This is a genomic window from Amycolatopsis bullii, from assembly GCF_014654205.1.
Classification (GTDB): Bacteria; Actinomycetota; Actinomycetes; order Mycobacteriales; family Pseudonocardiaceae; genus Amycolatopsis; species Amycolatopsis plumensis.
The window spans coordinates 49860-71573 of sequence record NZ_BNAW01000034.1; the positions used below are offsets into that span (position 1 = coordinate 49860).

General features: G+C 72.6%; 21 protein-coding genes and 1 pseudogene. 11 read left to right on the top strand and 11 right to left on the bottom strand.

The window, feature by feature from the left end; genetic code table 11:
- Positions 1 to 221: 221 nt before the first annotated feature.
- From IE317_RS30035 to IE317_RS30040, 3 genes are all read left to right on the top strand, one after another.
- Positions 222 to 1424, top strand: coding sequence for an ROK family transcriptional regulator (locus IE317_RS30035; protein WP_191314719.1), 1203 nt, complete (start codon positions 222 to 224; stop codon positions 1422 to 1424).
- A 188-nt stretch (positions 1425 to 1612) separates the two neighbouring features.
- Positions 1613 to 1735, top strand: a complete 123-nt coding sequence (locus IE317_RS45195; RefSeq protein WP_268246917.1) for a hypothetical protein — start codon at positions 1613 to 1615, stop codon at positions 1733 to 1735.
- A gap of 251 nt (positions 1736 to 1986) precedes the next feature.
- Positions 1987 to 2700, top strand: coding sequence for a FadR/GntR family transcriptional regulator (locus tag IE317_RS30040; protein ID WP_191314720.1), 714 nt, complete (start codon positions 1987 to 1989; stop codon positions 2698 to 2700).
- Positions 2701 to 2731: 31 nt separating this feature from the next.
- Here the strand turns inward: IE317_RS30040 and IE317_RS44755 are convergent, their stop codons facing one another.
- The 8 genes and pseudogenes from IE317_RS44755 to IE317_RS30075 all read right to left on the bottom strand — a co-directional run bounded on the left by IE317_RS44755 (position 2732) and on the right by IE317_RS30075 (position 11449).
- On the bottom strand, positions 2732 to 3712 hold the full coding sequence (locus tag IE317_RS44755) for an RICIN domain-containing protein (protein ID WP_229903000.1): 981 nt from the start codon (positions 3710 to 3712) through the stop codon (positions 2732 to 2734).
- 111 nt (positions 3713 to 3823) lie between these two features.
- Positions 3824 to 4877, bottom strand: a pseudogene (locus IE317_RS44760) (alpha-L-fucosidase); the annotation flags it as partial.
- Positions 4878 to 4903: 26 nt separating this feature from the next.
- A complete protein-coding gene (locus tag IE317_RS30050) occupies positions 4904 to 5761 on the bottom strand; it encodes an aldo/keto reductase (RefSeq protein ID WP_191314721.1) in 858 nt (285 codons plus the stop codon).
- Positions 5761 to 6780: an ABC transporter permease gene (locus IE317_RS30055; RefSeq protein ID WP_191314722.1), complete on the bottom strand. Its 1020-nt coding sequence runs from the start codon at positions 6778 to 6780 to the stop codon at positions 5761 to 5763. The genes IE317_RS30050 and IE317_RS30055 overlap by 1 nt, the downstream gene beginning before the upstream one ends.
- Positions 6773 to 8272, bottom strand: coding sequence for a sugar ABC transporter ATP-binding protein (locus IE317_RS30060; protein ID WP_191314723.1), 1500 nt, complete (start codon positions 8270 to 8272; stop codon positions 6773 to 6775). Before IE317_RS30060 ends, IE317_RS30055 begins: the two co-directional genes overlap by 8 nt.
- Positions 8273 to 8295: 23 nt before the next feature.
- Entirely contained in the window at positions 8296 to 9363 is a 1068-nt protein-coding gene (locus IE317_RS30065; protein ID WP_191314724.1) for a sugar ABC transporter substrate-binding protein, read from the bottom strand.
- Positions 9360 to 10130 (bottom strand): SDR family NAD(P)-dependent oxidoreductase, encoded by a 771-nt coding sequence (locus IE317_RS30070; protein WP_191314725.1) that lies wholly within the window; start codon positions 10128 to 10130, stop codon positions 9360 to 9362. Before IE317_RS30070 ends, IE317_RS30065 begins: the two co-directional genes overlap by 4 nt.
- Entirely contained in the window at positions 10127 to 11449 is a 1323-nt protein-coding gene (locus IE317_RS30075) for an enolase C-terminal domain-like protein (RefSeq protein ID WP_191314726.1), read from the bottom strand. The genes IE317_RS30070 and IE317_RS30075 overlap by 4 nt, the downstream gene beginning before the upstream one ends.
- Positions 11450 to 11631: 182 nt before the next feature.
- Here IE317_RS30075 and IE317_RS30080 point away from each other — a divergent pair, with 182 nt between their 5' ends.
- Genes IE317_RS30080 through larE form a run of 6 tightly spaced genes read left to right on the top strand, consistent with a single transcriptional unit; the run spans position 11632 to position 17194 of the window.
- On the top strand, positions 11632 to 12483 hold the full coding sequence (locus IE317_RS30080; protein ID WP_191314727.1) for a fumarylacetoacetate hydrolase family protein: 852 nt from the start codon (positions 11632 to 11634) through the stop codon (positions 12481 to 12483).
- Positions 12480 to 13322, top strand: coding sequence for an amidohydrolase family protein (locus tag IE317_RS30085; RefSeq protein WP_191314728.1), 843 nt, complete (start codon positions 12480 to 12482; stop codon positions 13320 to 13322). Before IE317_RS30080 ends, IE317_RS30085 begins: the two co-directional genes overlap by 4 nt.
- A complete protein-coding gene (gene larA, locus IE317_RS30090) occupies positions 13319 to 14593 on the top strand; it encodes a nickel-dependent lactate racemase (RefSeq protein ID WP_191314729.1) in 1275 nt (424 codons plus the stop codon). Before IE317_RS30085 ends, larA begins: the two co-directional genes overlap by 4 nt.
- Positions 14590 to 15261: a nickel pincer cofactor biosynthesis protein LarB gene (gene larB / locus IE317_RS30095; protein ID WP_191314730.1), complete on the top strand. Its 672-nt coding sequence runs from the start codon at positions 14590 to 14592 to the stop codon at positions 15259 to 15261. The genes larA and larB overlap by 4 nt, the downstream gene beginning before the upstream one ends.
- The gene (larC, locus tag IE317_RS30100) at positions 15258 to 16391 is read left to right on the top strand and encodes a nickel pincer cofactor biosynthesis protein LarC (protein ID WP_191314731.1); all 1134 of its coding nucleotides are present in this window, start codon (positions 15258 to 15260) and stop codon (positions 16389 to 16391) included. The genes larB and larC overlap by 4 nt, the downstream gene beginning before the upstream one ends.
- Complete coding sequence (larE, locus tag IE317_RS30105; protein ID WP_191314732.1) at positions 16391 to 17194, top strand: ATP-dependent sacrificial sulfur transferase LarE; 804 nt, start codon at positions 16391 to 16393, stop codon at positions 17192 to 17194. The genes larC and larE overlap by 1 nt, the downstream gene beginning before the upstream one ends.
- Here the strand turns inward: larE and IE317_RS30110 are convergent.
- Positions 17175 to 18179 (bottom strand): helix-turn-helix transcriptional regulator, encoded by a 1005-nt coding sequence (locus IE317_RS30110; RefSeq protein WP_191314733.1) that lies wholly within the window; start codon positions 18177 to 18179, stop codon positions 17175 to 17177. The genes larE and IE317_RS30110 overlap by 20 nt on opposite strands.
- A 91-nt stretch (positions 18180 to 18270) precedes the next feature.
- Between IE317_RS30110 and IE317_RS30115 the strand changes: the two genes are divergently transcribed.
- Together IE317_RS30115 and IE317_RS30120 are read left to right on the top strand one after the other, a co-directional pair.
- Positions 18271 to 18732 carry a VOC family protein gene (locus tag IE317_RS30115; protein WP_191314734.1) on the top strand — a complete coding sequence of 154 codons (462 nt, stop codon included), beginning with the start codon at positions 18271 to 18273 and terminating at the stop codon, positions 18730 to 18732.
- 61 nt (positions 18733 to 18793) lie between these two features.
- Positions 18794 to 19843: an aldo/keto reductase gene (locus IE317_RS30120; RefSeq protein ID WP_191314735.1), complete on the top strand. Its 1050-nt coding sequence runs from the start codon at positions 18794 to 18796 to the stop codon at positions 19841 to 19843.
- Here IE317_RS30120 and IE317_RS30125 read toward each other — a convergent pair.
- Together IE317_RS30125 and IE317_RS30130 are read right to left on the bottom strand one after the other, a co-directional pair.
- A complete protein-coding gene (locus IE317_RS30125) occupies positions 19803 to 20744 on the bottom strand; it encodes a GlxA family transcriptional regulator (protein WP_191314736.1) in 942 nt (313 codons plus the stop codon). The two genes, IE317_RS30120 and IE317_RS30125, sit on opposite strands and share 41 nt — an antisense overlap.
- A 58-nt stretch (positions 20745 to 20802) precedes the next feature.
- Positions 20803 to 21699, bottom strand: a complete 897-nt coding sequence (locus tag IE317_RS30130; RefSeq protein WP_191314737.1) for an aldo/keto reductase — start codon at positions 21697 to 21699, stop codon at positions 20803 to 20805.
- Positions 21700 to 21714: the final 15 nt, after the last annotated feature.

Genomic DNA, 21714 nt, shown 5'->3' on the forward strand with positions numbered 1-21714 from the left:
CACATCCTTGGGCGAGAGTGGTTCGAACGGGTGAGCCGCGGCCACCGGAAGGCATCCGGTGATCTTTTGACCGCTTGCTCGGCAGCATTGATGCTGGGACCACGCGCCCCAATGTGTCAACCGGATGAACAAAAGTGCCCGAAAATTCGTGGCGCGCCGTCGAAAATCGTCGAATAAGTTCACCCCTTGTCGCTTCGGCGGCGACCGTGTACATCTCGGATGTGGTGACACAGCGCCCGGGCGCCCGGCCGGGAAATCACGAGCGGGTGGTCGAGCTCCTGCGCACCCGCGGTCCCCTGACCCGGGCGGAGATCGCGCGCCTGCTGGACGTTTCGCGGGCCACGGTGTCGAACGTCGTCGGCGCGCTGTACCAGGACGGCCTGATCGTGGAGAACGGCGGCCCGGGCCCCGGCGGGCCGCCGAAGCAGGGGCGGCCGGGCACCCTGCTCACCCTCAACCCCGCCGCCGGCGCCGTCGTCGGCATCGACTTCGGGCACACGCACATCCGCGTGATCGTCGCGGATCTGGCGCACACGGTGCTGACCGAGCAGCTCCGCCCGCTGGACCGCGACCACGACGCGCGGGATTCGCTGCGGATCGCGGCCACGCTGGCGCGGGACGCGCTCGCCGCCGCGGGGGTCAAGCAGAGCAAGGTGATCGGCGTGGGCGCCGGGCTGCCGGGGCCGGTCAACACGCTGACGGGCACGGTCGGCTCGTCCAGCATCGCGCCGAGCTGGGTCGGCCTGCGCCCGGCGGAGGAACTCGGCGCCCTGCTCGGCCTGCCCGTGATCGTCGACAACGTCGGCAACCTCGGCGCGCTCGCCGAAGTGACCTGGGGCGCGGGCCAGGGCGCCCAGGTCGCCGTCTACATCAAGCTCGGCACCGGCGTCGGCGCCGGCTTCGTCCTGGGCGGCAGGCTGTTCCGCGGTTCGTGCGGCACGGCGGCGGAGTTCGGGCACATGACCGTCGACCCGTCCGGCCGGATCTGCCGCTGCGGCAACCGAGGCTGCCTCGAGACGTACGTGAGCCTGCCGGCGCTGCTCGACCAGTTGCGGGCCCGCCACGGCACCGAGCTCGCGGCCGGCGACCTCATCCGGCACGCCGTCGCGGGCGATCGCGCCTGCGTCCGGGTGCTCACCGACGCGGGGCACCGCCTCGGCACGGCCATCGCCGTCCTGGGCAACCTGGTCAACCCGGACCGGGTGATCATCGGCGGCGAGCTCGCCGCCGCCTACGAACTCCTGCTGCCCCCGCTGCGCAGCGCGCTCCTGCGCGACGCCCTCCCCTTCGCCGGTGCGCAGGTGACGGTCTGCAAAGGACAGCTGGGCGACCGCGCGGTCGCACTCGGGTCGGTCGTGACGGTGCTGCACGCCACCGCCCGGCTCGCCGACCGCGCCCGGGCCGTGGCGGCCGCGTCCCGCTGACAGTTCCGGCACCGCACCAGGCCGGCCGGGTGGCTTCGCCGGTCCCGGCGGGTGACCCGCGTTCCGTGCCGCCGGTTCGCCTCCGGCGGTGCCGCCCGGCCGATCGACGTGAGCCACAGGACCGTGTCGCGGACCACTGTTCGGCGAGCCGGCGGCCGGGGTAATCACCGATCGTCGAAAGGACGGACGTGAACGACAACTCCACCCCCACCGGCGTCGCCAACCCGAACCGCACCCGGATCCGGACCGAGGCGGACCTCCGCCGCGGTGCGCAGCCCGCGAACCCGGATGCCGAGCCCGGCGACCGCTGAGCACTCCCGCACCGCACCGGCCCGCGCCACGAGGGCGGCGGGCCGGTGCTGCCGCGCACGACGAGCGTCACCGGCACGCCGCCGGGGACGCGATAACCTCCAGCTTAGACCCAGACATCACACGTCTCCGGGTCAGCCTGGTTGCAAAACTGGTGAATCAGTCGAACTCACGCAATAAAAATGACTCCTTCACCGGCATACATCATATGAATGCTAAACTGGTTCTCCAGGCGAGGTGCGCAAGGAGAACCATGGCGAGGTCGTTGACCGACGAAGCAATCGACCGGATCCGGGAGTTCGTCTCCTCCGGCCGGTTCCCGGCGGGCTCCAAGCTGCCGCCCGAGCACGAACTCGCCACCGAGCTCGGGATCTCCCGCAGCCCCACGCGGGAAGCCGTCAAGGCGCTCGCCCTGGCCCGGGTGCTCGAGGTCCGCCGCGGCGACGGCACGTACGTCACCAGTCTCGCCCCGAGCCTGCTGCTGGAAGGCCTCGGCAGCGCGGTCGCGCTCATGCAGGGCGGCAGCGTCCTCGAACTCACCGAGGTGCGCCGGCTCCTGGAGCCCGCGGCGACCGGCCTGGCCGCCACCCGGATCACCGACGCGCAGCTGCGGGCCGTCGGCGAACTGCTCGACGCGATGCACGAGGCGGTCGAGGACGTCGAACGCCTCACCGTGCTCGACGCCGCCTTCCACCGAGCGGTCGTCACCGCGACGGGCAACGAGACGCTCACCGCGCTGCTGGACGGGATCTCCTCGCGGACCCTGCGCGCGCGGGTCTGGCGCGGCACCGTCGAACGCGGCGCGACCCACGTGACGCTGTCGCAGCACAAGGCCATCTACGACGCACTCGCCGACCGCGACCCCGCGGTGGCCACCGCCGCCGCGCTGATGCACGTCGACACGTCCGAACGCTGGCTGCGCGCGCACCTGGCCGAGGTGCGGGAGCTCGACGGCGGAGCGCCGTGACCGGAGCCCGGTCACGGCGCGTGCAGACCTCTCAGACAACGGAGATCGACCAGCGGAGGTTGGAGCTGCCGTCGTCGTTCCACACCTTCAGCGGGGAACCCGACGACACGTTCCCGCCGCTGTCGAGCACCAGCCCGGTCACCCGGTTGGCGAGCACGAAGACGCCGCCGCCGGTGTCGGTGACCGCCCACTGCTGGCTCGCCGCACCGGTGTCGGCCGACTGCACGGGGTTGCCGCCCGCGGTGGTGGCACCGGCGCCGTCGATCACCAGGCCGCTGGTGCGGTTGGCCAGCTTGACGAACCCGTCGCCGGCGTCCTCGATGCCGAACTGGAGGTTCGGGCTGTCGTCCGGGGTCCAGACCTTCAGCTTGCTGCCCGCCGCGACCGCTCCCCCGCCGTCCACGGCCAGGCCGCTGGTGACGTTGACGATCCGGAACCACCGGGCGGGGTCGAACGCCACGCGCATCGACACGATGGCGGACGCCCGCACGTCCGGAGTGGCCACGAGGAACCGGCTCGGGGTCCCGGCGAAGTCGTCGGCCGGGTAGCCGAGCGCCTGGTAGCCGTCCCCGGGCCAGATCGCGGACACGGGTTTCGCCAGTGCGGCCTTCAGCTGGGCCGCGGTGTAACCGCCGACCCCCAGCGCCGCACTGGCGCCCCGGAAGCCGCGGTCGGCGAACACCTTCGCGCCGGAGGCGGGACCCACCACCGGGATCCTGCCCGCGAAGGTCAGCTTGAGCACGTAGGCGGGCGAGTCGTACGGCTTGGCCGGCAGCGTGACGTGCAGACCGGCGGCGTCCTGCGTGTACTTCAGCGCGCTGGGAGCGCCGAGCAGTTCGACGCGCTTCAGGCTGCTCAGGTCGATCCGCTTGCCGGACAGCGTGGTGAGGTCCGCGGTCGCCCCGGGCCAGGCCAGCACGGTCGCGTAGAGCACCCGGCTCGACTTGTCCCGGGTGAACCGGAAGTCCTTGGCCGTGCCCACCTTCGGCGAGACGAACGAGCCGCCGCCCATCTTGGTCGGGCCTTCGCCGTAGACGTCCCAGACGCGCGTCGAGTAGATCGACTCGCCGACGCGGCCGAGGTAGGTGCCGAAGTCGGCGAGGACCGCGCGCTGCTCGGCCGGGATGGTGCCTTCGAGCGTCGGGGAGATGTTGAGCAGCATGTTACCGCCCTTGCTGACCCGGTCGATCAGCGCGTGGATCATCTGCGTGCTCGAGTAGTAGCCGATGCCCTGGGTGTAGCTCCAGCTGCTGCTGCTGATCGCGTCGTCGGTGAGCCAGTACGGCGTGACGATGTCGGCCGGGCCGCCGCGTTCGTAGTCCGCGACCTCGCCGTTGGTGGTGAAGCCGTGGTCGAAGTGCTTGAACGTCGCGACGACGTCCTTGCGAGAAGTCCTGCCACAGGACGTCCGGCTTCGCGCGGTCGATGACCTCCTTGAGCTTGGCCAGCCACAGCGCGTCTTCTTCGGCACGTGGCAGCTGGCCGTACAGCTTGCGCAGGCTCGGCGTGCTCTGCGGCGGCGCGAAGTCGTAGAAACCGTTGTAGTTGAACGCGTGATGCATCGCGACCAGCAGCTTCAGGCCCTGCCCGCGGATCGCGTCGGAGAAGAGCTTCAGCAGGTTCAGCCGCGGTCCACGGGCCACCGAGTTCCACTCGTTGACCTTGCTGTCCCACATCGAGAACCCGTCGTGGTGCTCGGCGACCGGCCCGGCGAACTTCGCCCCGGACGCCTTGACCACCCGCGCCCACTCCTCCGGGTCGAACTGCCCGCCGCGGGAGACCAGCTTCGGCGCGAACTGCACGGGGTTGCCCGCCACGTCGGTGCCGCCGTCGATGAACCGGTCGTAGCCCCACACCGCAGGATCGCCGTAGGTCGCCTTGTGGTGGGCGTTTTCACCGCTGTTCGGGATGTACATGTTCCGGCCGTACCACTCGCTGCCGAACTCCGGCGTGGTGAACGCGCCCCAGTGCCAGTAGATGCCGAACTTGGCGTCCTGGAAACACTCCGGCGCGGGCGAGTGCCGGTCGACCGACGGCCAGGCCGGCTCGTAGCACTGCGCGGCGGCGGCCGCTGCCGGGCCGGCCAGCGCGGGCGGCACGGCGGCCGCGGCGAGCCCGGCGGCCGCGAGGGCACCGAACTGCCGGCGCGACAACGGATTCTGGGCAGGGGGCGTCATCGCACTCTCCAGAAGGTGACGGGGAGCTAACCGGAAAGCAATCGGGACAACAGGTCGGGCGCCACCTCGCGGTGGAAGGCCTCGAGGTTCTCCCGCACCTGGCCGGCGCTCGTGGCGCCGACCAGGACGGAGGTGACGGCGGGATGCGCGGCGGCGAACGCGAGCGCGCACGCGGCCAGGTCGTACCCCGCCGACGCGGCGACGTCCCGCATCCGCTGGGCGCGGGCCACCAGGTCCGCCGCCGCCGGGGCGTAGTCGAACCAGGCACCGGGCCGGGGATCGATGAGCAGGCCGGAGTTAAACACCCCGCCCAGCACCACGCCGACCCCGCGTTCGCCGCAGAGGTCGAGCAGGCGCTCACCACCGCGGTCGAGCAGGGTGTACCGGCCGGCGAGCAGGACGACGTCGACGTCGAGCCGCTCGACGAACCGGGCGGGCATCTCCCACTGGTTCATCCCGACGCCGATCGCGGAGACCACGCCTTCATCCCGCAGCCGGCACAGCTCGGGCCAAGCCTCGGAGGCGGCCGCCTCTTCGTGGTCGTCGGGGTCGTGCAGGTAGACGACGTCGACGCGGTCGAGGCCCAGGCGGTCCAGGCTGCCTTCGAACCCGCGGCGGACGGCGTCCGCGGAGAAGTCGAAGAAGCAGCCGCCGCCGGTGAGCGTCCGGCCCACCTTCGTCGACACGGTGAACGAGCCCGCAGGCAGCCCGGCCAGCGCCCGGCCGAGCCGGCGCTCGGCCAGCCCGAACCCGTAGTACGGCGCGGTGTCGAAGTACCGCACCCCGGCGCCGGCCGCCGCGGCGACGACCTCCGCGGCGGCCTCGTCGCCGACGTCGCCGAAGACGTTGCCCAGGCCCGCGGTGCCCAGGCCGAGGTCCGCCATCAGGTCTGCCGCTTGCCGCTGGTGATGCGGGACATCACCAGCGCGATGAGGATGATCGCGCCGTTGAGCGCACCGATCCACTGGGCGGGCACGCCGGCCAGGGTCAGCACGTTCTGGATCATGTACAGCAGCAGGATGCCGGTGAACGCGCCGAAGAGCGTGCCGCGGCCGCCGTTCAGGCTCACGCCACCGATGACGGCGGCGGCGAACACCGTGAAGATGTAGCCGTTGCCCTGCGCCGCGGCCACCGACGCCAGCCGGCCCGAGAGCAGCAGCCCGCCGAGCGCGGCCAGCACGCTGGCCCCGATCAGCACGATCCACACGATCCGGTCGGTCCGGATGCCGGCCGCCTTCGCCGCGTCCTCGTTGCCGCCGATCGCGTACAGGCTGCGGCCGAACCGGGTGTAGCCGAGCAGGACGATCCCGCCCGCGAACAGCAGCACGCAGATCCAGATCGACGCCGGGATCCCGGCCCACAACGTCGTCCCGAGGTAGAGCATCGAATCGGGCAGGCCGAAGAACGTCTGGCCGCCGGAGATCCCGGTCAGCAGGCCGCGCAGCACGATCAGCATGCCGAGGGTGACGACGAACCCGCTCAGCCCGAACCGGACGATCAGCAGGGCGTTGAGCGCCCCCACCACCACGCCGACGGCCAGCACCACCGGCACGGCGGTCCACGACGGCAGCAGCCCCAGCGAATGGCCACCGCCGACGGTCAGCCAGGCCGCCACGCCAGGCGCGAGCCCGAATGTCGATTCCAGCGAGAGGTCCATCTTGCCGACGACCAGCACCATCGTCTGGGCGAGCACCAGCAGGGCGATCTCGGACATCGTCTGCAGGATGTTGATCACGTTGTCGTACTGGAGGAACACCGGGTTCACCAGCTGGCCGACGACGGCGATCGCGATGATCCCGGGCACCAGCGCGAAGTCGCGCAGGCGGGCCAGTGCGATGCGCCGGGGCGCGGGCGGGGTTCCGGTCCGCGGCGGGGCGCCCACCGCGGCGGGGCTTTCAGGCATCGAGGTCGACTCCTTCCATGGCGGCCACGACCTCGCGGTCCTGCCAGCCTGCGGGCATTTCGGTGGTGAGCCTGCCGTGCACGACGACCAGCAGCCGGTCGCACAGGCGCAGGTCGTCGAGCTCGTCCGAGGCGATCAGCACCGCGGTGCCCGCCGCGGCGGCCTCCGCGACCTTGCCCAGGAGGAACTCCTTCGACCGCACGTCGACCCCGGCGGTGGGCGTGATCAGCACGAGCAGGCGGGGATCGCCGGCCAGGGCCCTGGCCATGACGACCTTCTGCTGGTTGCCGCCGGAGAGCGCGGACACCGGCAGCTCCGGGCCCGGGGTCTTCACCGCCAGCCGTGTGATCAGCTGCCCGGCGAGCCGGTCGCGCAGGCCGGACCGGACGAAGATGCCGGGGCCGAGCCGGTCCATCACGCTCATCGTGGAGTTGTCCGCAATGGACATCTCCGGCACGAAACCCTGGTGGTGGCGGTCTTCCGGGACGAACCCGACCCCCGCGGCCAGCGCGGCCGTGACGTCGCCGGGCCGGGGCCGGGAGTCCCCGACGAAGACCGTGCCGGAGGTGGGTTTGCGCAGCCCGGCCAGTGCTTCGGCGAGCTCGGTCTTGCCACTGCTGCCGGACCCGGCCAGCCCGACGATCTCGCCGGGCGCGACGTCGAACGACACGTCTTCGAAGTAGGGGGCGAGGGTCAGGTCGTCCACCCGGAGCACGGGTTCGGCGCCGTGCCGGGCCGACGAGGCCCGTTCCTGCGTCGCCACGGCGTTTTCCCCGGTCATCGCCGCGACGAGGTCGGCCTTCGGCAGCTCGGCGACCGGTGCGGTGAGGACGTGCCGGGCGTCCCGGTACACCGTCACCGTGTCGCAGATTTCGTAGACCTCCTGGAGGTGGTGGCTGATGAACAGGAAGGTGACGCCCTGGCGCTGCAGCTCGGCGATGTGCCCGAACAGCCGGGTGATCGCGGCCCCGTCGAGCTGCGCGGTCGGCTCGTCGAGGATGACGAACCGGGCGCCGAACGACAGGGCCCGCGCGATCTCCACGAACTGCCGCTGCTCGACGCTCAGCTCCCGGGCCGGCCGGAGCACGTCGACGTCCACCGACCAGCGTTCCAGGAGCTCGCCCGCCGAGCGGCGCAGCGCGGCCCAGCGGACGAACCCGCCGCGGGTCTCCTGCCGGTTCAGGAACAGGTTCTCCGCCACTGACAGGTCGGGGATGATCGTCGACCGCTGGTACACGCAGGCCACCCGGGACCGCCAGGCGTCCCGGTCGGCCAGTGCCGGGACAGGTTCCCCGTTCAGCCGCACGGTTCCGGCGTCCGGCTCGGCCAGTCCGGTGAGGACGGACACCAGGGTCGACTTGCCGGCCCCGTTGCGGCCGACCAGTGCGTGCGTCTGTCCGGGAAGGACGGTCAGGTCGGCGTGGTCGAGCGCCACGGTGGCGCCGTAGCGCTTGACCACCCCGCGCGCCTCGACGACCGGCACGGTGCTCATGTTCGCTTCCTCTCCGTGCCGCTTCAGCTCTTGCTGTTGCCCCACAGGGACGGGTCGTCGACCTTGACGCTGCTCACCGGACCGAACTTGGCGCCGTCCGCGGTGACCAGCGGCGCGGCCAGCTGGTCCTCCATCAGGCCGTCGCGGACTCCGATGATGGTGCTGTCGTGGTCGGTCTTGCCCGCGGCCGGTGTCTTCCCGGCGATGGCGTCCTTGACGTACTGCAGGGCGTACTTGGCAAACAGGTCCGCCGGCTGGGACACGGTCGCGTCCATCTCGCCGGCCCGGATCTTGGCGAGTTCCTCGGGGATGCCGTCGTTGGACACGATGAACACGTGCTTCGGGTCGCTCGCCGGCACGGCCAGGCCGCGCTGCTTCAGCAGCTGCAGCGTGCCGGACAGGGCGAAGCTCGACTGCATGTAGACGCCCTTGATGTCCGGGTTCGCGGTCAGCCGGGTCTGCAGCTTCTGGGCCGCGGTGTTGGCGTCCCAGTTGGTGGCCTCGCCGAACACCGTGATGCCCGGGAAGTCCTTCTTCATGCAGTCGTTGAAGGCTTCGGTGCGGTCGCGGCCGTTGATCGACGCGAGGTCGCCCTGCAGCATCACGACCTTGCCCTGCCCGCCGAGCTTGGCGCCGAGGAACTGGCAGGCCTTCTCACCGTAGGCGCGGTTGTCGGCCCGCACGACCATGTAGACGTTGCCCTGGTCGGGCCGGGTGTCGACGGAGACGACCGGGATCTTCTTGCTCGCCAGCTGCTGCAGCGTCGGGATGATCGCCGCGGTGTCCTGCGGGGCCATCACCACCCCCTTGACGCCCTGGCTGATCATCGTCTGCACGTTGGCCGTCAGGTTCGCGACGTCGTTCTGCGAGTTGGTGGTCTTGAGGTCGAGCCCGAACTGGCCGGCGAACTGGGGCACGTACTTGATGTAGGCGTTCCAGAAGTCGGTGTCCGAGCGCGGGTAGTCGACCCCGACGACGGTTTTGCCGCCCGAGGCGGCGGTCGTACCGCCGCCACCGCATCCGGCCAGTGCGGCCGCGGTCAGGACGCCGGCGGTGACGACGGCGGCACGGCGCAGGTGCTGGAACTTCATGACCTCTCCTCGTTGACAGGTTTCGGGCGGAGACGGAGGCCGGACATCCCGCCGTCCACGGCGAGATCGGTGCCGGTGGTGGCGCCGGCGTGCGGGCCGGCCAGGTAGCAGATCGCCGCGGCGACCTCGTCGGCGGTGACGAGCCGTCCGGTGGGCTGGCGCGCGGCGAGCGCGGCCAGTTCGGCGTCGGGATCGTCGGCTTTCGAGAGCAGCCGGTCGATCCACGGGGTGTGCGCGGTGCCGGGGTTCACGCAGCACACGCGGACCCCCTCGGCCAGGTGGTCGGCGGCCATCGCGCGGGTGAGCGCGAGGACCGCGCCCTTCGTGGCGCTGTAGAGCGCTCGCTGCGGCAGCCCGGCGGTGGCCGCGATCGAGCAGGTGTTCACGATCGCGGCCGCGGGCGAGGACCGCAGGTGCGGCAGGGCGGCGCGGGCCACCCGGACCATGCCCACGACGTTGACGTCGAACACGCGGTGCCATTCGGCGTCTTCGTTGTCCTCGACGGTTCCCTGCGCGCCGATCCCGGCGTTGTTCACCAGGACGTCGAGGCCGCCGAGGTGCTCGACGGCAGTGGCGACCGCGGCTCGCACCGAGCCGTCGTCCGAGACGTCCGCCCGCACGCCGGTCAGGGGCGCCTCGACCTGGTCGTTCAGGTCGAGGCAGACGACCCGCGCGCCCCGCCGGGACAGCATCCGCGCCGTGGCCAGCCCGATGCCGGACGCCCCGCCGGTCACGACGGCCCGGACGCCGTCGAAGTCCCCGCTCACGCGACCACCACCGCGTCCCGCTGCCAGACCGGGCCGTCGGGGAACCGGTACTGCGCCACGGAGTCCGCGTGCAGGCGGGCGCCGAGGCCCGGCTTCCGCGGGGCGAGGTAGCGGCCGCGCTCGATCCGGACCGGGTCGACGAAGTGCTCGTGCAGGTGGTCCACGTATTCGATGACGCGGTCGGTCTGGGTGCCGCTCACCGCGACGAAGTCGAACATCGACAGGTGCTGCACCATCTCGCACAACCCCACACCACCGGCGTGCGGGCACACCGGGACGCCGAACTTCGCGGCCAGCAACAGGATCGCGATGTTCTCGGTGACCCCGGCGACCCGGCTCGCGTCGAGCTGGAGGACGTCGATCGCCTCCGCCTGCAGCAGTTGCTTGAACATCACCGCGTTGTGGGTGTGCTCGCCGGTGGCCACCTTGATCGGGGCGACCGCCCGGCGGATCGCCGCGTGGCCGAGCACGTCGTCGGGCGAGGTCGGCTCCTCGATCCAGTACGGGTCGAACTCGGCGAGCGGGCGCAGCCATTCGATGGCCTGCCCGACGCCCCAGGCCTGGTTGGCGTCGATGGCGATCCGGACGTCCGGGCCGACGACGTCCCGGGCGAGCCGCAGCCGGCGGACGTCCTCGTCGAGGTCGGCGCCGACCTTGAGCTTGATCTGGGTGAAGCCGTCCTCGACCGCCTCCTTGGCCAGGGCCGCCAGTTTCTCCGGCGAGTACCCAAGCCAGCCGGGAGTCGTGGTGTAGGCGGGAAAACCGGATTCCAGGAGCTCGGCCTGGCGGGCCGCGCGGCCCGGTTCGGCCCGGCGGAGGATGTCGAGGGCTTCGTCGCGGGTCAGGGCGTCCTGCAGGTACCGGAAGTCGACCAGACCCACCAGCTCTTCCGGGGACATCTCGGCGAGCAGCCGCCAGACCGGCTTGCCTTCGCGGCGGGCCCGCAGGTCCCACGCCGCGTTGACGATCGCGGCCGCGGCCATGTGGATCGCGCCCTTGTCCGGGCCCAGCCACCGCAGCTGGCTGTCCCCGGTCAGCCGGCGGGAGAACGCGCCGAGGTCGGCGAGGGCGTCGGCCACCGGCATCCCGACGACCAGCGGCACGAGCGCCCGGACGGCGGCGACTTCGACGTCGTTGCCGCGGCCGACGGTGAAGGCGAGCCCGTAGCCCTCGTCGCCGGCACTCGTGCGGATGGTCACGTACGCCGCCGAGTAGTCGGGTTCCGGGTTCATCGCGTCCGACCCGTCCAGGCTCAGCGAAGTCGGGAAGCGCACGTCCACCGCGTCTATGGCGCTGATCACTTCGGCCAACGGGGCCACCTCTCATTCGGCGCAGACAACATATGTATGGCTACGCGCCGCCTCATCGATTGTCCAGACTTCGTCCATAACTCGGCAATAACTTGGACTCAAAGTCATCTTCGACTACTTATCGTGGTTTAACGTATGATGACGTCGTCCACCTTTGAGCAAGACATCATATGTCTGCTACGGTCCCCGCCATGCGCTTCCAACGCCTCGGCGACCCCGGCCACGAGATCCCCGTCGTCCTCGACGAAACCGGTGCGGCGCGGGACCTGCGTTCGCTGACCCCGGACCTCGACGGCGCCTTCTTCGCCGCCGACGGCGTCGCCCGGGCCCGGACGGCACTGCGGGAGGGCACCTTGCCCGTGCTGGACGCCACGGGCCTGCGCGTCGGCGCCCCGGTGGCCCGGCCCGGCCTGCTCGCCTGCATCGGGCTGAACTACTCCGACCACGCCGCGGAAACCGGCGCGCAGCCGCCCGCCGAGCCGGTGGTGTTCCTCAAGGCCACCAACACGATCATCGGTCCCCACGACTCCGTGCTCATCCCGCGGACCAGCACCAAGACCGACTACGAGGTCGAACTCGCCGTCGTGCTCGGCGGCCGGGCGCGGTACCTGGCGACGCCGGAGGACGCCGACGCGGTGATCGCGGGCTACGCCGTCTCGAACGACGTCAGCGAGCGCGACTTCCAGCACGAACGCGGCGGCCAGTGGACCAAGGGCAAGTCCTGCGAGACGTTCAACCCGCTGGGCCCGTGGCTGGTCACCCCGGACGAGACCGGCGACCCGCAGCACCTCGGCCTGCGCCTGTCCGTCAACGGCGAACAGCGCCAGGACGGCACCACGAAGAACATGCTCTTCGACGTCCGGCACATCGTCTGGTACCTCAGCCAGTTCATGGTGCTCGAACCGGGTGACGTCGTGAACACCGGCACCCCGGCCGGGGTGGCCTTCGGCGCCAACGACTTCCCCTATCTGTCCGAAGGGGACGAAGTAACCGTGGAGATCGACGGCCTCGGCCGCCAGCACCACCGGATCGGCCGGGCGTGAGCGGCCGGCGCGTCGACGCGCACCACCACCTGTGGCAGACCTCCGTCCGCCGCCACGCGTGGCTCGACGGCGAGGACACCGCCGCCATCCGGCGCGACTACACCCCGGCCGACCTCCGGGAGGCCGCCGTGGGGATCGACGCGACGGTGCTCGTCCAGGTCCTGCCGGATCTCGAGGAGTCGGTCGAGTTCCTCGCGATCGCGGCCGCGGAACCACTCATCGCCGGGGTGGTCGGCTGGCTCGACCTCACGGGTTCGCCGGCGCGGGACCTCGAACGGCTGCGCTCGGCCCCGGGCGGCGGGCTCCTGAAGGGCATCCGGCACCTCGTCGAGCCCGAGCCCGACCCGCGCTGGCTGGAACGCGAAGACGTCCTGGCCGGGCTCGCGGCCGTCCGGGACGCCGGGCTGGGGTACGACCTGCTCGTGCGGCCCCACCAGCTCCCGGCCGCCACCGCGGCGGTCCGGGCGCTGCCGGACCTCACCTTCGTCCTCGACCACCTCGCGAAACCGCCGATCGCCTCCGGGGAGCTCGAGCCGTGGGCGACCGATCTGGCCACGCTGGCCCGCGAACCCAACGTCGTCGCGAAGCTGTCCGGTCTGGTGACGGAAGCCGGACGGCCGTGGCGGGTCGAGGATCTGCGGCCGTACGCCGAAACCGCGCTCACCGCGTTCGGCCCGGACCGGCTGATGGTGGGCTCCGACTGGCCGGTGTGCCTGCTCGCCGGGACGTACGCGGAAGTCATGGACACCGCCGAAAGCCTCCTGGCGGAGCTGACCCCGGCCGAACGCGACGCCGTCCGCGGCGGCACCGCGTCTCGCGTCTACGGGCTGGCGCCGTGACCGCGATCGTCCGGCTCGCGTACGGCGAGACCGGTCTCGACCTGACCATCGATCCCGAGGTCACCACCGTGGTGACGCCGGTGCACCACCCGGTCACCGAACCCGCGGACGTGCTGCTGCGCCGGGCGTTGCGCGAGCCGGTCGCCGGGCCGCCGCTGCGCGAGCGGGTGCGGCCCGGGCAGACGGTCGCGATCTCGGCGTGCGACGGAACCCGGCCCCAGCCACGCGAACTGATGATCCCCGCGATCCTCGCCGAGCTCGACGGGATCGTCCGGCTCGAGGACGTCGTCGTCCTCGTCGCCACCGGCACCCACCGCGGCAACACCGACGCCGAGTTGCGCGCGATGTTCGGGGACGCGGTCGTCGACACGGTCCGGATCGTGAACCACGACGCCCGCGACCGCGCGAGCCTGACCTGGCTGGGCCGCCACGGCGACGACGTCCCGGTGTGGCTGAACAGCGAGTGGGTCGCCGCCGACGTGCGGATCACCACCGGGTTCGTCGAACCGCACTTCTTCGCCGGCTTTTCGGGCGGCCCCAAGCTGGTCGCGCCCGGGCTCGCGGCCCTGGAGACCGTGCTGGTGCTGCACGATGCCCGCCGGATCGGGCACCGCAACGCCACGTGGGGCGTCACCGAAGGCAACCCCGTGCACGACGACGTCCGCGCGATCGCCGCGGCCACCGGCGTCACCTTCGCCCTCGACGTCATCCTCAACCGCGACAAGGCGGTCATCGGGGCCTTCGGCGGCGACCTGCTCGCCATGCACGCGACGGCGGCCCGCGCCGCCCGCGACGTCGCCATGCGGCCGGTTCCGGCGCCGTTCGACGTCGTGGTGACGACCAACTCCGGGTATCCCCTCGACCAGAACCTCTACCAGGCCGTCAAAGGGATGTCCGCGGCGCACCGGATCACCAAGCCGGGCGGGACGATCGTCTGCGCCGCGGAGTGCCGGGACGGGTTCCCCGACCACGGCTCGTACCGGGAAGTGCTCGCGTCGGCGGACTCCCCGGCGGCGCTGCTCGCGGAGATCGCGGCCCGCCCGGTGACCGTGCCCGACCAGTGGCAGGTCCAGATCCAGGCGAAGATCCAGGACGACTGCCGGGTCGTCGTGCACACGGATTTCCTGACCGAGGCCGACCTCGCGACGGCCCACCTGACCCGGACCACCGACGTCGCGGCCACCGTGGCCGAGGCCCTCGACCGGGCCGGGCCGGGCGCGCGGGCCTGCGTCCTCCCCGAAGGCCCGCTGACGATCCCGTACGTGGCATGAGCACCGCCGACCTCGGGTTCGCGCGCGTCGACCTGGACCGCGAACACCGGCAGGGACTCCCCGAAGTCGTGTACGGGCCGGGGAAAACCCCGGCGCAGATTTCGGCCATCGTGCGGGCGTTGCTCGCGCACAACACCGGTCCGGTGCTGGTCACCCGGGTCGAAGCCGAGCCGGCCCGTGCCGTGCTGGCCGAGGTCCCCGGCGGCCGCTACTCCCCCGGCGCCCGGCTCCTGGTCTGGCGCCCGGCCCCGGTGAGTGCCTTCACGGTCGCGGTGGCCGCGGCCGGCACGTCCGACGGGCCGGTCGCCGGGGAAGCCGCGGAAGTCGCCGCGGCCATCGGCCTCGCGGTGGACGCGGTCACCGACGTGGGCGTCGCCGGGATCCACCGCCTGCTCGCCGAAACCGGCCGCCTGCGCGAGGCGGACGCGGTCATCGTCGTCGCGGGCATGGAGGGCGCGCTGGCTTCGGCCGTGGGCGGGCTGGTCGCCTGCCCGGTGATCGCCGTCCCCACGTCCACCGGGTACGGCGCGGGCCTCGAAGGCGTCACGGCGTTGCTGGCGATGCACGCCTCCTGCGCGGCGGGCATCACCGTCGTCAACATCGACTCCGGGTTCGGCGCGGCGATGGCCGCGTTCCGGCTCGCCCAGGTGCTGCGGAGGCAGCCGTGACGATCTGCGTCATTTCCCCGTTCACCGGCCTGGCCGGCGACATGCTGCTCGCCGCGCTGGTCGACGCCGGCGCACCGCTGGACCGCATCCGGTCCGCCGTCGCGACCAGCGGGCTGACCGGCTGGGACCTGCGCGTCCAGTCCCTGCTCACCCACGGGCTGATGACGGCCCGCGCGCTCGTGGACGTCACCGACGAGGCCACGAGCCGGTCCGCGGCCGACCTGATCGCCATGGCACGGCGGGTCGAGCCCGCGCCGGTCGCCGAACGGTCCGTCTCCGCGTTGCGGGCGATCGCCGAAGTGGAAGGCCGGCTGCACGGGGAAGATCCCGAGCACGTCCACCTCCACGAACTCGGCGGCCACGACACGCTCGTCGACGTCATCGGCGTCTGCGCCGCACTGGACGCCCTGGAAGTGTCCACTGTGTACTGTGGCGCGCTGCCGCTGGGCACCGGCACCGTCCGCACCGCGCACGGCCTCCTCCCCTGCCCCGCACCCGCGACCGCCGCTCTCCTGCGGGGTGCGCGGACGGTCGGCAGCGACCTGGCGGGCGAGACGATCACCCCGACCGCGGCCGCGGTGCTGAAGGCCGTCGACGCCCGGTTCGAACCGCCGCCGGAGTTCCGCCTGCTGGCCACCGGCTACGGCGCGGGCACCCGGTCGCTCCCGGACCGTCCGAACGTCGCGGTCGTGCACCTCGGCGAGCCGGTGGCCGCCGGGCACCGCACGCTGGTGGTGCTGGAGACGAACCTCGACGACGTCACCGGCGAGGTGCTCGGGCACGTCGTCGGCGAGCTGCTGGCGGCGGGCGCGCTCGACGCGTGGATCAGCCCGGTGACCATGAAGAAGGGGCGACCGGCCCACGTGCTGCACGTGCTCGCCGAGCCGGAGCACGCGGCCCGGCTCGCGGACCTGGTGCTCGCCGGAACCGGCAGCCTCGGCCTGCGCGAGTACCCGGTCCGCCGCACCGCGCTCGCGCGGGCGACCGAAACGGTCGACGTCCTCGGGGTGCCGGTGCGGCGCAAGCGCGGGCCGCACGGGGCCAAGCCGGAACACGACGACGTCGTGGCGGCCGCCCGCGAACTCGGCCTGCCCGCCCGTGTCGTCGCGACGATCGCCGCGGGGCGCTGATGGACTCCACGAGGCTCGTCACGCACCTCGCCGGTCTCGGCCGGCTCGCGGTGGCGTTCTCCGGCGGCGCCGACTCGGCCCTGGTGCTCGCGGCCGCCGTCCGCGCCCTCGGTCCGGCGGACGTCCTCGCGGTGACGGCGAACTCCGCGAGCCTGGCCGCGGCCGAGCTGGCGGACGCGCGGAGGATCGCGGCGGATCTCGGGGTCCGCCACCTCACCCCGCCGACCGCCGAACTGGCCGAGCCCGGCTACGCGGCCAACGGGCGTCGGCGCTGTTACTTCTGCAAGACCACCGTGCTCTCGACGATCGCCGCGGTGGCTGCCGCCCACGGGTTCCCGGCGCTGGCCACCGGCACGAACGCCGACGACGCCGTGGATCCGTTCCGGCCGGGCATCCGCGCGGGCGACGAACTCGGCGTGCACACCCCGCTGCGGACGCTTGGCCTGTCCAAAGAGGACGTGCGGGCCATCGCGCGGAGCTGGGGACTGGCCTGGGCGGACAAACCGGCCGCGCCTTGCCTGGCCAGCCGCGTCCGGTACGGCGTCCCGATCACCACGGCCACGCTGGCGCGGGTGGAACAGGCGGAATCGGCGGTGCGTGCGCTCCTGTCCCGTCGTGGCCTGCGCTCCCGCGACGTCCGGGTCCGCGACCTCGGCGGCACCGCCCGCATCGAACTCGACCCCGCCGTGGCCGCGGACCTCCACGACGACCCGCGGTTGCTCGATGCCGTGCGGGCGCTGGGTTTCGCCGAGGCCGCCGTCTCCTCGTTCCGCTCCGGGGCGCTCAACCACGACCCGGACTGACCCGGCGGGCGCCGGACCGGTTCCCGGCCCGGGTGGCCCGGCCGGCGAGGTCCGCGAACGCCGCCCGCAGCTGCTCCGGGCCCACGACCTCGATCTCGCACTCGAACCGCAGCAAGCCGGCGGCGAGCGCGGCCCAGGACCAGGATCCGGTCACCAGCCGCGTCTTCCCGGGCGCGGCTTCCTCGGCGACGCCATCGCCGGCGAACGGTGCCACGTCCGCCACCGGCAAGGCGAGCACCACCTCCCCCCGGCACGGCCAGGCATCGGTGCCGGACCCCTTGAACCGGGCGGACAGGAACGTCGCGACGTCACCGCCGGGCACCTCCCGCGGGGTGAACCGCGGCCCGTTCGGCACCCGCAGTGTCATCCGGTCGACGCGGTAGGTCCGCCAGTCGTTCCGGGCGGCGGACCACCCGACCAGGTACCACCGTCCACTTCGGACGACGAGGTGGTGCGGCTGCACCCGCCGCGGCTCGCCGTCCGAGGGCCGCGACGGTGCCTCGTAGTCGAACCGGACTTCCTCGGTGGCCCGGATGGCCGAGCTCAGCGCGAGCAGGACGTCCGTGTCCACCTGGACGGCGGAGCCGTCGGCCGCGGCGACCTCCAGCGCGTCGACGCGCTGCCGCAGGCGTGCGGGCAGCACCTGCCGCACCGTGGCCAGCGCCCGCGCGGCGGCCTCCTCGATGCCCGCACCGGTTCCGACGGCGATCCGCAGCGCCACCGCGAGCGCGACCGCCTGCTCTTCGTCGAACAACAGCGGCGGCACCTGACTGCCGGCTTCGAGCCGGTAGCCACCGTCCGGGCCTTTGACCGCCTGGACGGGGTAGCCGAGCTCGCGCAGCCGGTCGACGTCGCGGCGCACGGTCCGTTCGCTGACGCCCAGCCGCCCGGCGAGCAGCGCGCCCGGCCAGTCCCGGCGGGCCTGCAGCAGGGACAGCAGCGAGAGGAGGCGACCCGAGGTCGCCGTCGAGGAAGCGACCGGCATGACTTTCATGGTGCCACGAGAAGCGGACGTTCCCTGACCGCTACTGCTGACACTGTGGCTCTCGTCGGATCACCCACGAAAAGGAACAACCATGTCGCTCAGCGCTGTCGCCCACCTCAACTTCACCGGCCAGGCCCGCGCGGCCCTCGAGTTCTACCGGTCGGTCTTCGGCGGCCAGGCCACGATCGTCACCTACGGCGACTTCGGGATGCCCGCCGAGCTGCCCGACGCGGGCAAGGTGGTGTTCGGCCGGCTCACCGCGGACAACGGCTTCAGCGTGATGGCCTACGACGTCCCGGGCACCGGCGGCCCGGCACCGGCCGCCCCCACCACCCGCCGCGAAAACGGCACCACCGTCACGGAGGAGAAGTTCTTCCTCTCCGTCCGCGGCGCGACCGTCGATGAGGTCTCGCCGGTCTGGAAGGGCCTCGCCGACGGCGCCACCGTCATCGAAGAATTCGGCCCGGCCCCGTGGGCGCCGGCGTTCGGCATGCTGACCGACCGCTTCGGCGTCACCTGGATCATCGACGTCGCGGCCGAATACCAGGGCTGACCGTTTTTGCCGCGGTGGGATGCCGCGCGCATCCCACCGCGCCCGACCACGGGAGACCACTGTGCACACCCGTCCCCTGGGCCGTACCGGCATCCAGGTCAGCACGTTCACCCTCGGCACGATGATGTTCGGCCCCTCCGGCAACCCCGACCCGGACGCGTGCGTCCGCATCGTCCACCGGGCCCTCGACCACGGCATCACCACCATCGACACCGCCGACGTCTACGGCGGCGACGGCGAAAGCGAGCGGATCGTCGGGAAGGCCCTGCGCGGCCGCCGCGACGACGTCGTCCTCGCCACCAAGGGCAACGGCCCGATGGGGCCCGGCCCGAACCGGCGCGGGAATTCCCGCCGCTGGATCGTCTCCGCCGTCGAAGGATCGCTGCGCCGCCTCGGCGTGGACCACCTCGACCTCTACCAGCTCCACCACCCCGAGCCCGGCACCGACATCGAAGAACCGCTGAGCGCCTTGACCGACCTGCAGCGCGCGGGCAAGGTGCGGGCCATCGGCCACTCCAACCTGCCCGCCTCGGAGATCGTCGAAGCGCAGTGGGTGTCGCAGCGCCGTGGCCTGGCCCGGTTCCGCACCGAACAGCTGCACTACTCGATCCTCAACCGTGGCGCCGAGACCGAGATCCTGCCGGTCTGCCGGCGCCACGACCTGGGCGTGCTCGTGTGGAGCCCGTTGTCGATGGGACTGCTCACCGGCCGCTACCGCCGGGAAACCGCCTCGGCCGGGCGGCTGCACTGGGCACCGCGGCACATGACCGACGAAACCAAGCTCGGCGCGGTCGAAGCCCTCGTCCCGCTCGCCGACCAGGCGGGGATTCCGCTGCGGCACCTCGCGTTGGCGTTCGTCACCGCCCACCCCGCGGTCACCTCCGCGATCATCGGCCCCCGCACCGAGGACCAGCTGGCCGACCTGCTCGCCGGAGCGGACACGGCGGTCGGCGACGACCTGCTCGACCGGATCGACGAGGTCGTCCCGCCCGGCACCGACCTCGGGCCGCTCGACTTCGCCTACCAGCCGCCGCACCTCGCGCAGCCCCACCTGCGCCGGCGTCGCGGGCCTACCGCGACCGGAACGTCTTCCGGTACGCACTCGGGCTGACCCGCACGGTCTGGGCGAACTGCACCCGGAAGTTGCTCGGCGACGGGAACCCCACCTGCCCGGCGATCCGGTCGATCGTGTGGTCGGTCAGCTCCAGCAGCTCCTGGGCGTGCCGGATGCGCACCCCGGTCAGCCACTGGATCGGGCTCTGCCCGGTCTCGGCGTGGAAGTGCCGGGTCAGCGTGCGCGTGCTCATGCCCGCCGCGTCGGCGATGTCGGCGAGGGTGAGCGGGCGGTGGGCGTTCTCCTCGATCCAGCCGAGGGCCTTCTCCAGCGTCGCGGTCTGGTACGTCGGGCGGTTGCGCAGGATGTACTGCCCCTGGCCGCCGGTGCGCTGCAGGGGTGCGACGGCGAGCCGGGCGGCGTCGGCGGCGACCGCGGCGCCGTAGTCGCGCGCCACGATGTGCAGGCACATGTCCAGCCCCGCCGACGCACCCGCGGACGTCAGGATCTGCCCGTTGTCGACGTACAGCGCGTCCGGGTCGACCTCGACGGCCGGGTACCGGCGGGCCAGCTCGTCGGTGGCGAGCCAGTGCGTGGTCGCCCGCTGCCCGTCGAGCAGGCCGGCCTCGGCGAGGGTGAACGCCCCGACGCAGATCGAGGCGACCCGCGTCCCGCGCGCGACCGCGGCGCGCAGGAACTCCGCCACGCCGTCCGGGGTCGGCCGGTCCGGGTCGTTCCGGCCCGGGACGACGACGAGGTCGGCGCGCTCGACCTCGTCGAGCCCGGCGTCGACCGCGAGCCGCACCGGGCCGGCCCCGACCACCGGCTCCGGCCCGGCGACGACGATCCGGTAGCCCCCGCGCCCGTCCGGCAGCCGGACCCGGCCGAGCGTCTCGATCGGCGTGGCCAGATCGAAGGCGATCACGTCGTCGAGAGCCAGCACCGCAACCGTGTACATGCCGCAAAAGTACGCCCGGCCGCGAATGGCCGGATACCGGCGGTCGGTGCGGCGATGGTCAGCGCAGGTCGGCGGTCATCGGGCGGACGGGGATCGCGGCCAGCGCCGCGAGGGTCTCGCCGTCGAGGCTGATGTCCGCGACGGCGAGGTTGGCTTCGAGGTGCGCCGCGCTCGCGGTGCCCGGGATGAGGTGGACGTTCGGGGCGCGGTGCAGCAGCCAGGCCAGGCCGATCTGCGCCGGCGTGCGGCCCAGGGCCGTCGCCGCCGCCTGCACCGCGGGTTCGTCGGTCACCTTCGGCAGTCCGGGGAACGCGCCGCCCAGCGGGAAGAACGGCACCCAGGCGATGTTCTCCGCGGCGCAGAGCTCGAGCATGTCCTCGTCGTCGCGGCTGACCAGGCTGTAGGCGTTCTGCACGCACGCGATCCCCGCCGGGAGCGCCCGGCGCAGGACGTCGAGGGTGACGGCGCTCAGCCCGATCGCCCCGATCTTGCCTTCGTCACGCAGGGCCGTCATCACCGCGAGCTGGTCGTCGAGGTCGACGCGCTGGTCGCCTTCGGCCACCAAGCCGGGCCGCCGGTCCGCCCGGCGCAGGTTGACCAGCGGGATCCGGTCGAGCCCGAGCGCGCGGAGGTTGTCCTCGACGCTCGCGCGCAGCTCGTCCGGGCGTTGCGCCAGGCGCAGCGGCAGCGGGCCGCCGGGCTCCGATACGGCCCCGACCTTCGTGACGATCAGGGCGTCGTCGCCGGAGGCGAGGGCTTCGCGGATGACGTCGTTGACGAAGCCGTCGCCGTAGAACTGGGCGGTGTCGACGTGGTCGACACCGAGGTCGATGGCGTGGCGCAGGAGGGCGACGGCCGCGGCGCGGTCGTGGTGCAGGCGCTCGAGCTGCATCGCCCCGTAGCCGACGCGGGAGACGGTGCGGCCGGCGAGCGCGGCTCGTTCGGGAGAAGGCATGGGTGGTCCCGTCCT

Coding starts and splice junctions, on each gene's coding strand:
- IE317_RS30040 (WP_191314720.1), top strand. CDS start 1,987: ATGGCGAGGTCGTTGACCGACGAAGCAATCGACCGGATCCGGGAGTTC.
- IE317_RS44755 (WP_229903000.1), bottom strand. CDS start 3,712: ATGGGCGGCGGCTCGTTCGTCTCGCCGAAGGTGGGCACGGCCAAGGAC.
- IE317_RS30050 (WP_191314721.1), bottom strand. CDS start 5,761: ATGGCGGACCTCGGCCTGGGCACCGCGGGCCTGGGCAACGTCTTCGGC.
- IE317_RS30055 (WP_191314722.1), bottom strand. CDS start 6,780: ATGCCTGAAAGCCCCGCCGCGGTGGGCGCCCCGCCGCGGACCGGAACC.
- IE317_RS30060 (WP_191314723.1), bottom strand. CDS start 8,272: ATGAGCACCGTGCCGGTCGTCGAGGCGCGCGGGGTGGTCAAGCGCTAC.
- IE317_RS30065 (WP_191314724.1), bottom strand. CDS start 9,363: ATGAAGTTCCAGCACCTGCGCCGTGCCGCCGTCGTCACCGCCGGCGTC.
- IE317_RS30080 (WP_191314727.1), top strand. CDS start 11,632: ATGCGCTTCCAACGCCTCGGCGACCCCGGCCACGAGATCCCCGTCGTC.
- larB (WP_191314730.1), top strand. CDS start 14,590: ATGAGCACCGCCGACCTCGGGTTCGCGCGCGTCGACCTGGACCGCGAA.
- larE (WP_191314732.1), top strand. CDS start 16,391: ATGGACTCCACGAGGCTCGTCACGCACCTCGCCGGTCTCGGCCGGCTC.
- IE317_RS30110 (WP_191314733.1), bottom strand. CDS start 18,179: ATGCCGGTCGCTTCCTCGACGGCGACCTCGGGTCGCCTCCTCTCGCTG.
- IE317_RS30115 (WP_191314734.1), top strand. CDS start 18,271: ATGTCGCTCAGCGCTGTCGCCCACCTCAACTTCACCGGCCAGGCCCGC.
- IE317_RS30125 (WP_191314736.1), bottom strand. CDS start 20,744: ATGTACACGGTTGCGGTGCTGGCTCTCGACGACGTGATCGCCTTCGAT.
- IE317_RS30130 (WP_191314737.1), bottom strand. CDS start 21,699: ATGCCTTCTCCCGAACGAGCCGCGCTCGCCGGCCGCACCGTCTCCCGC.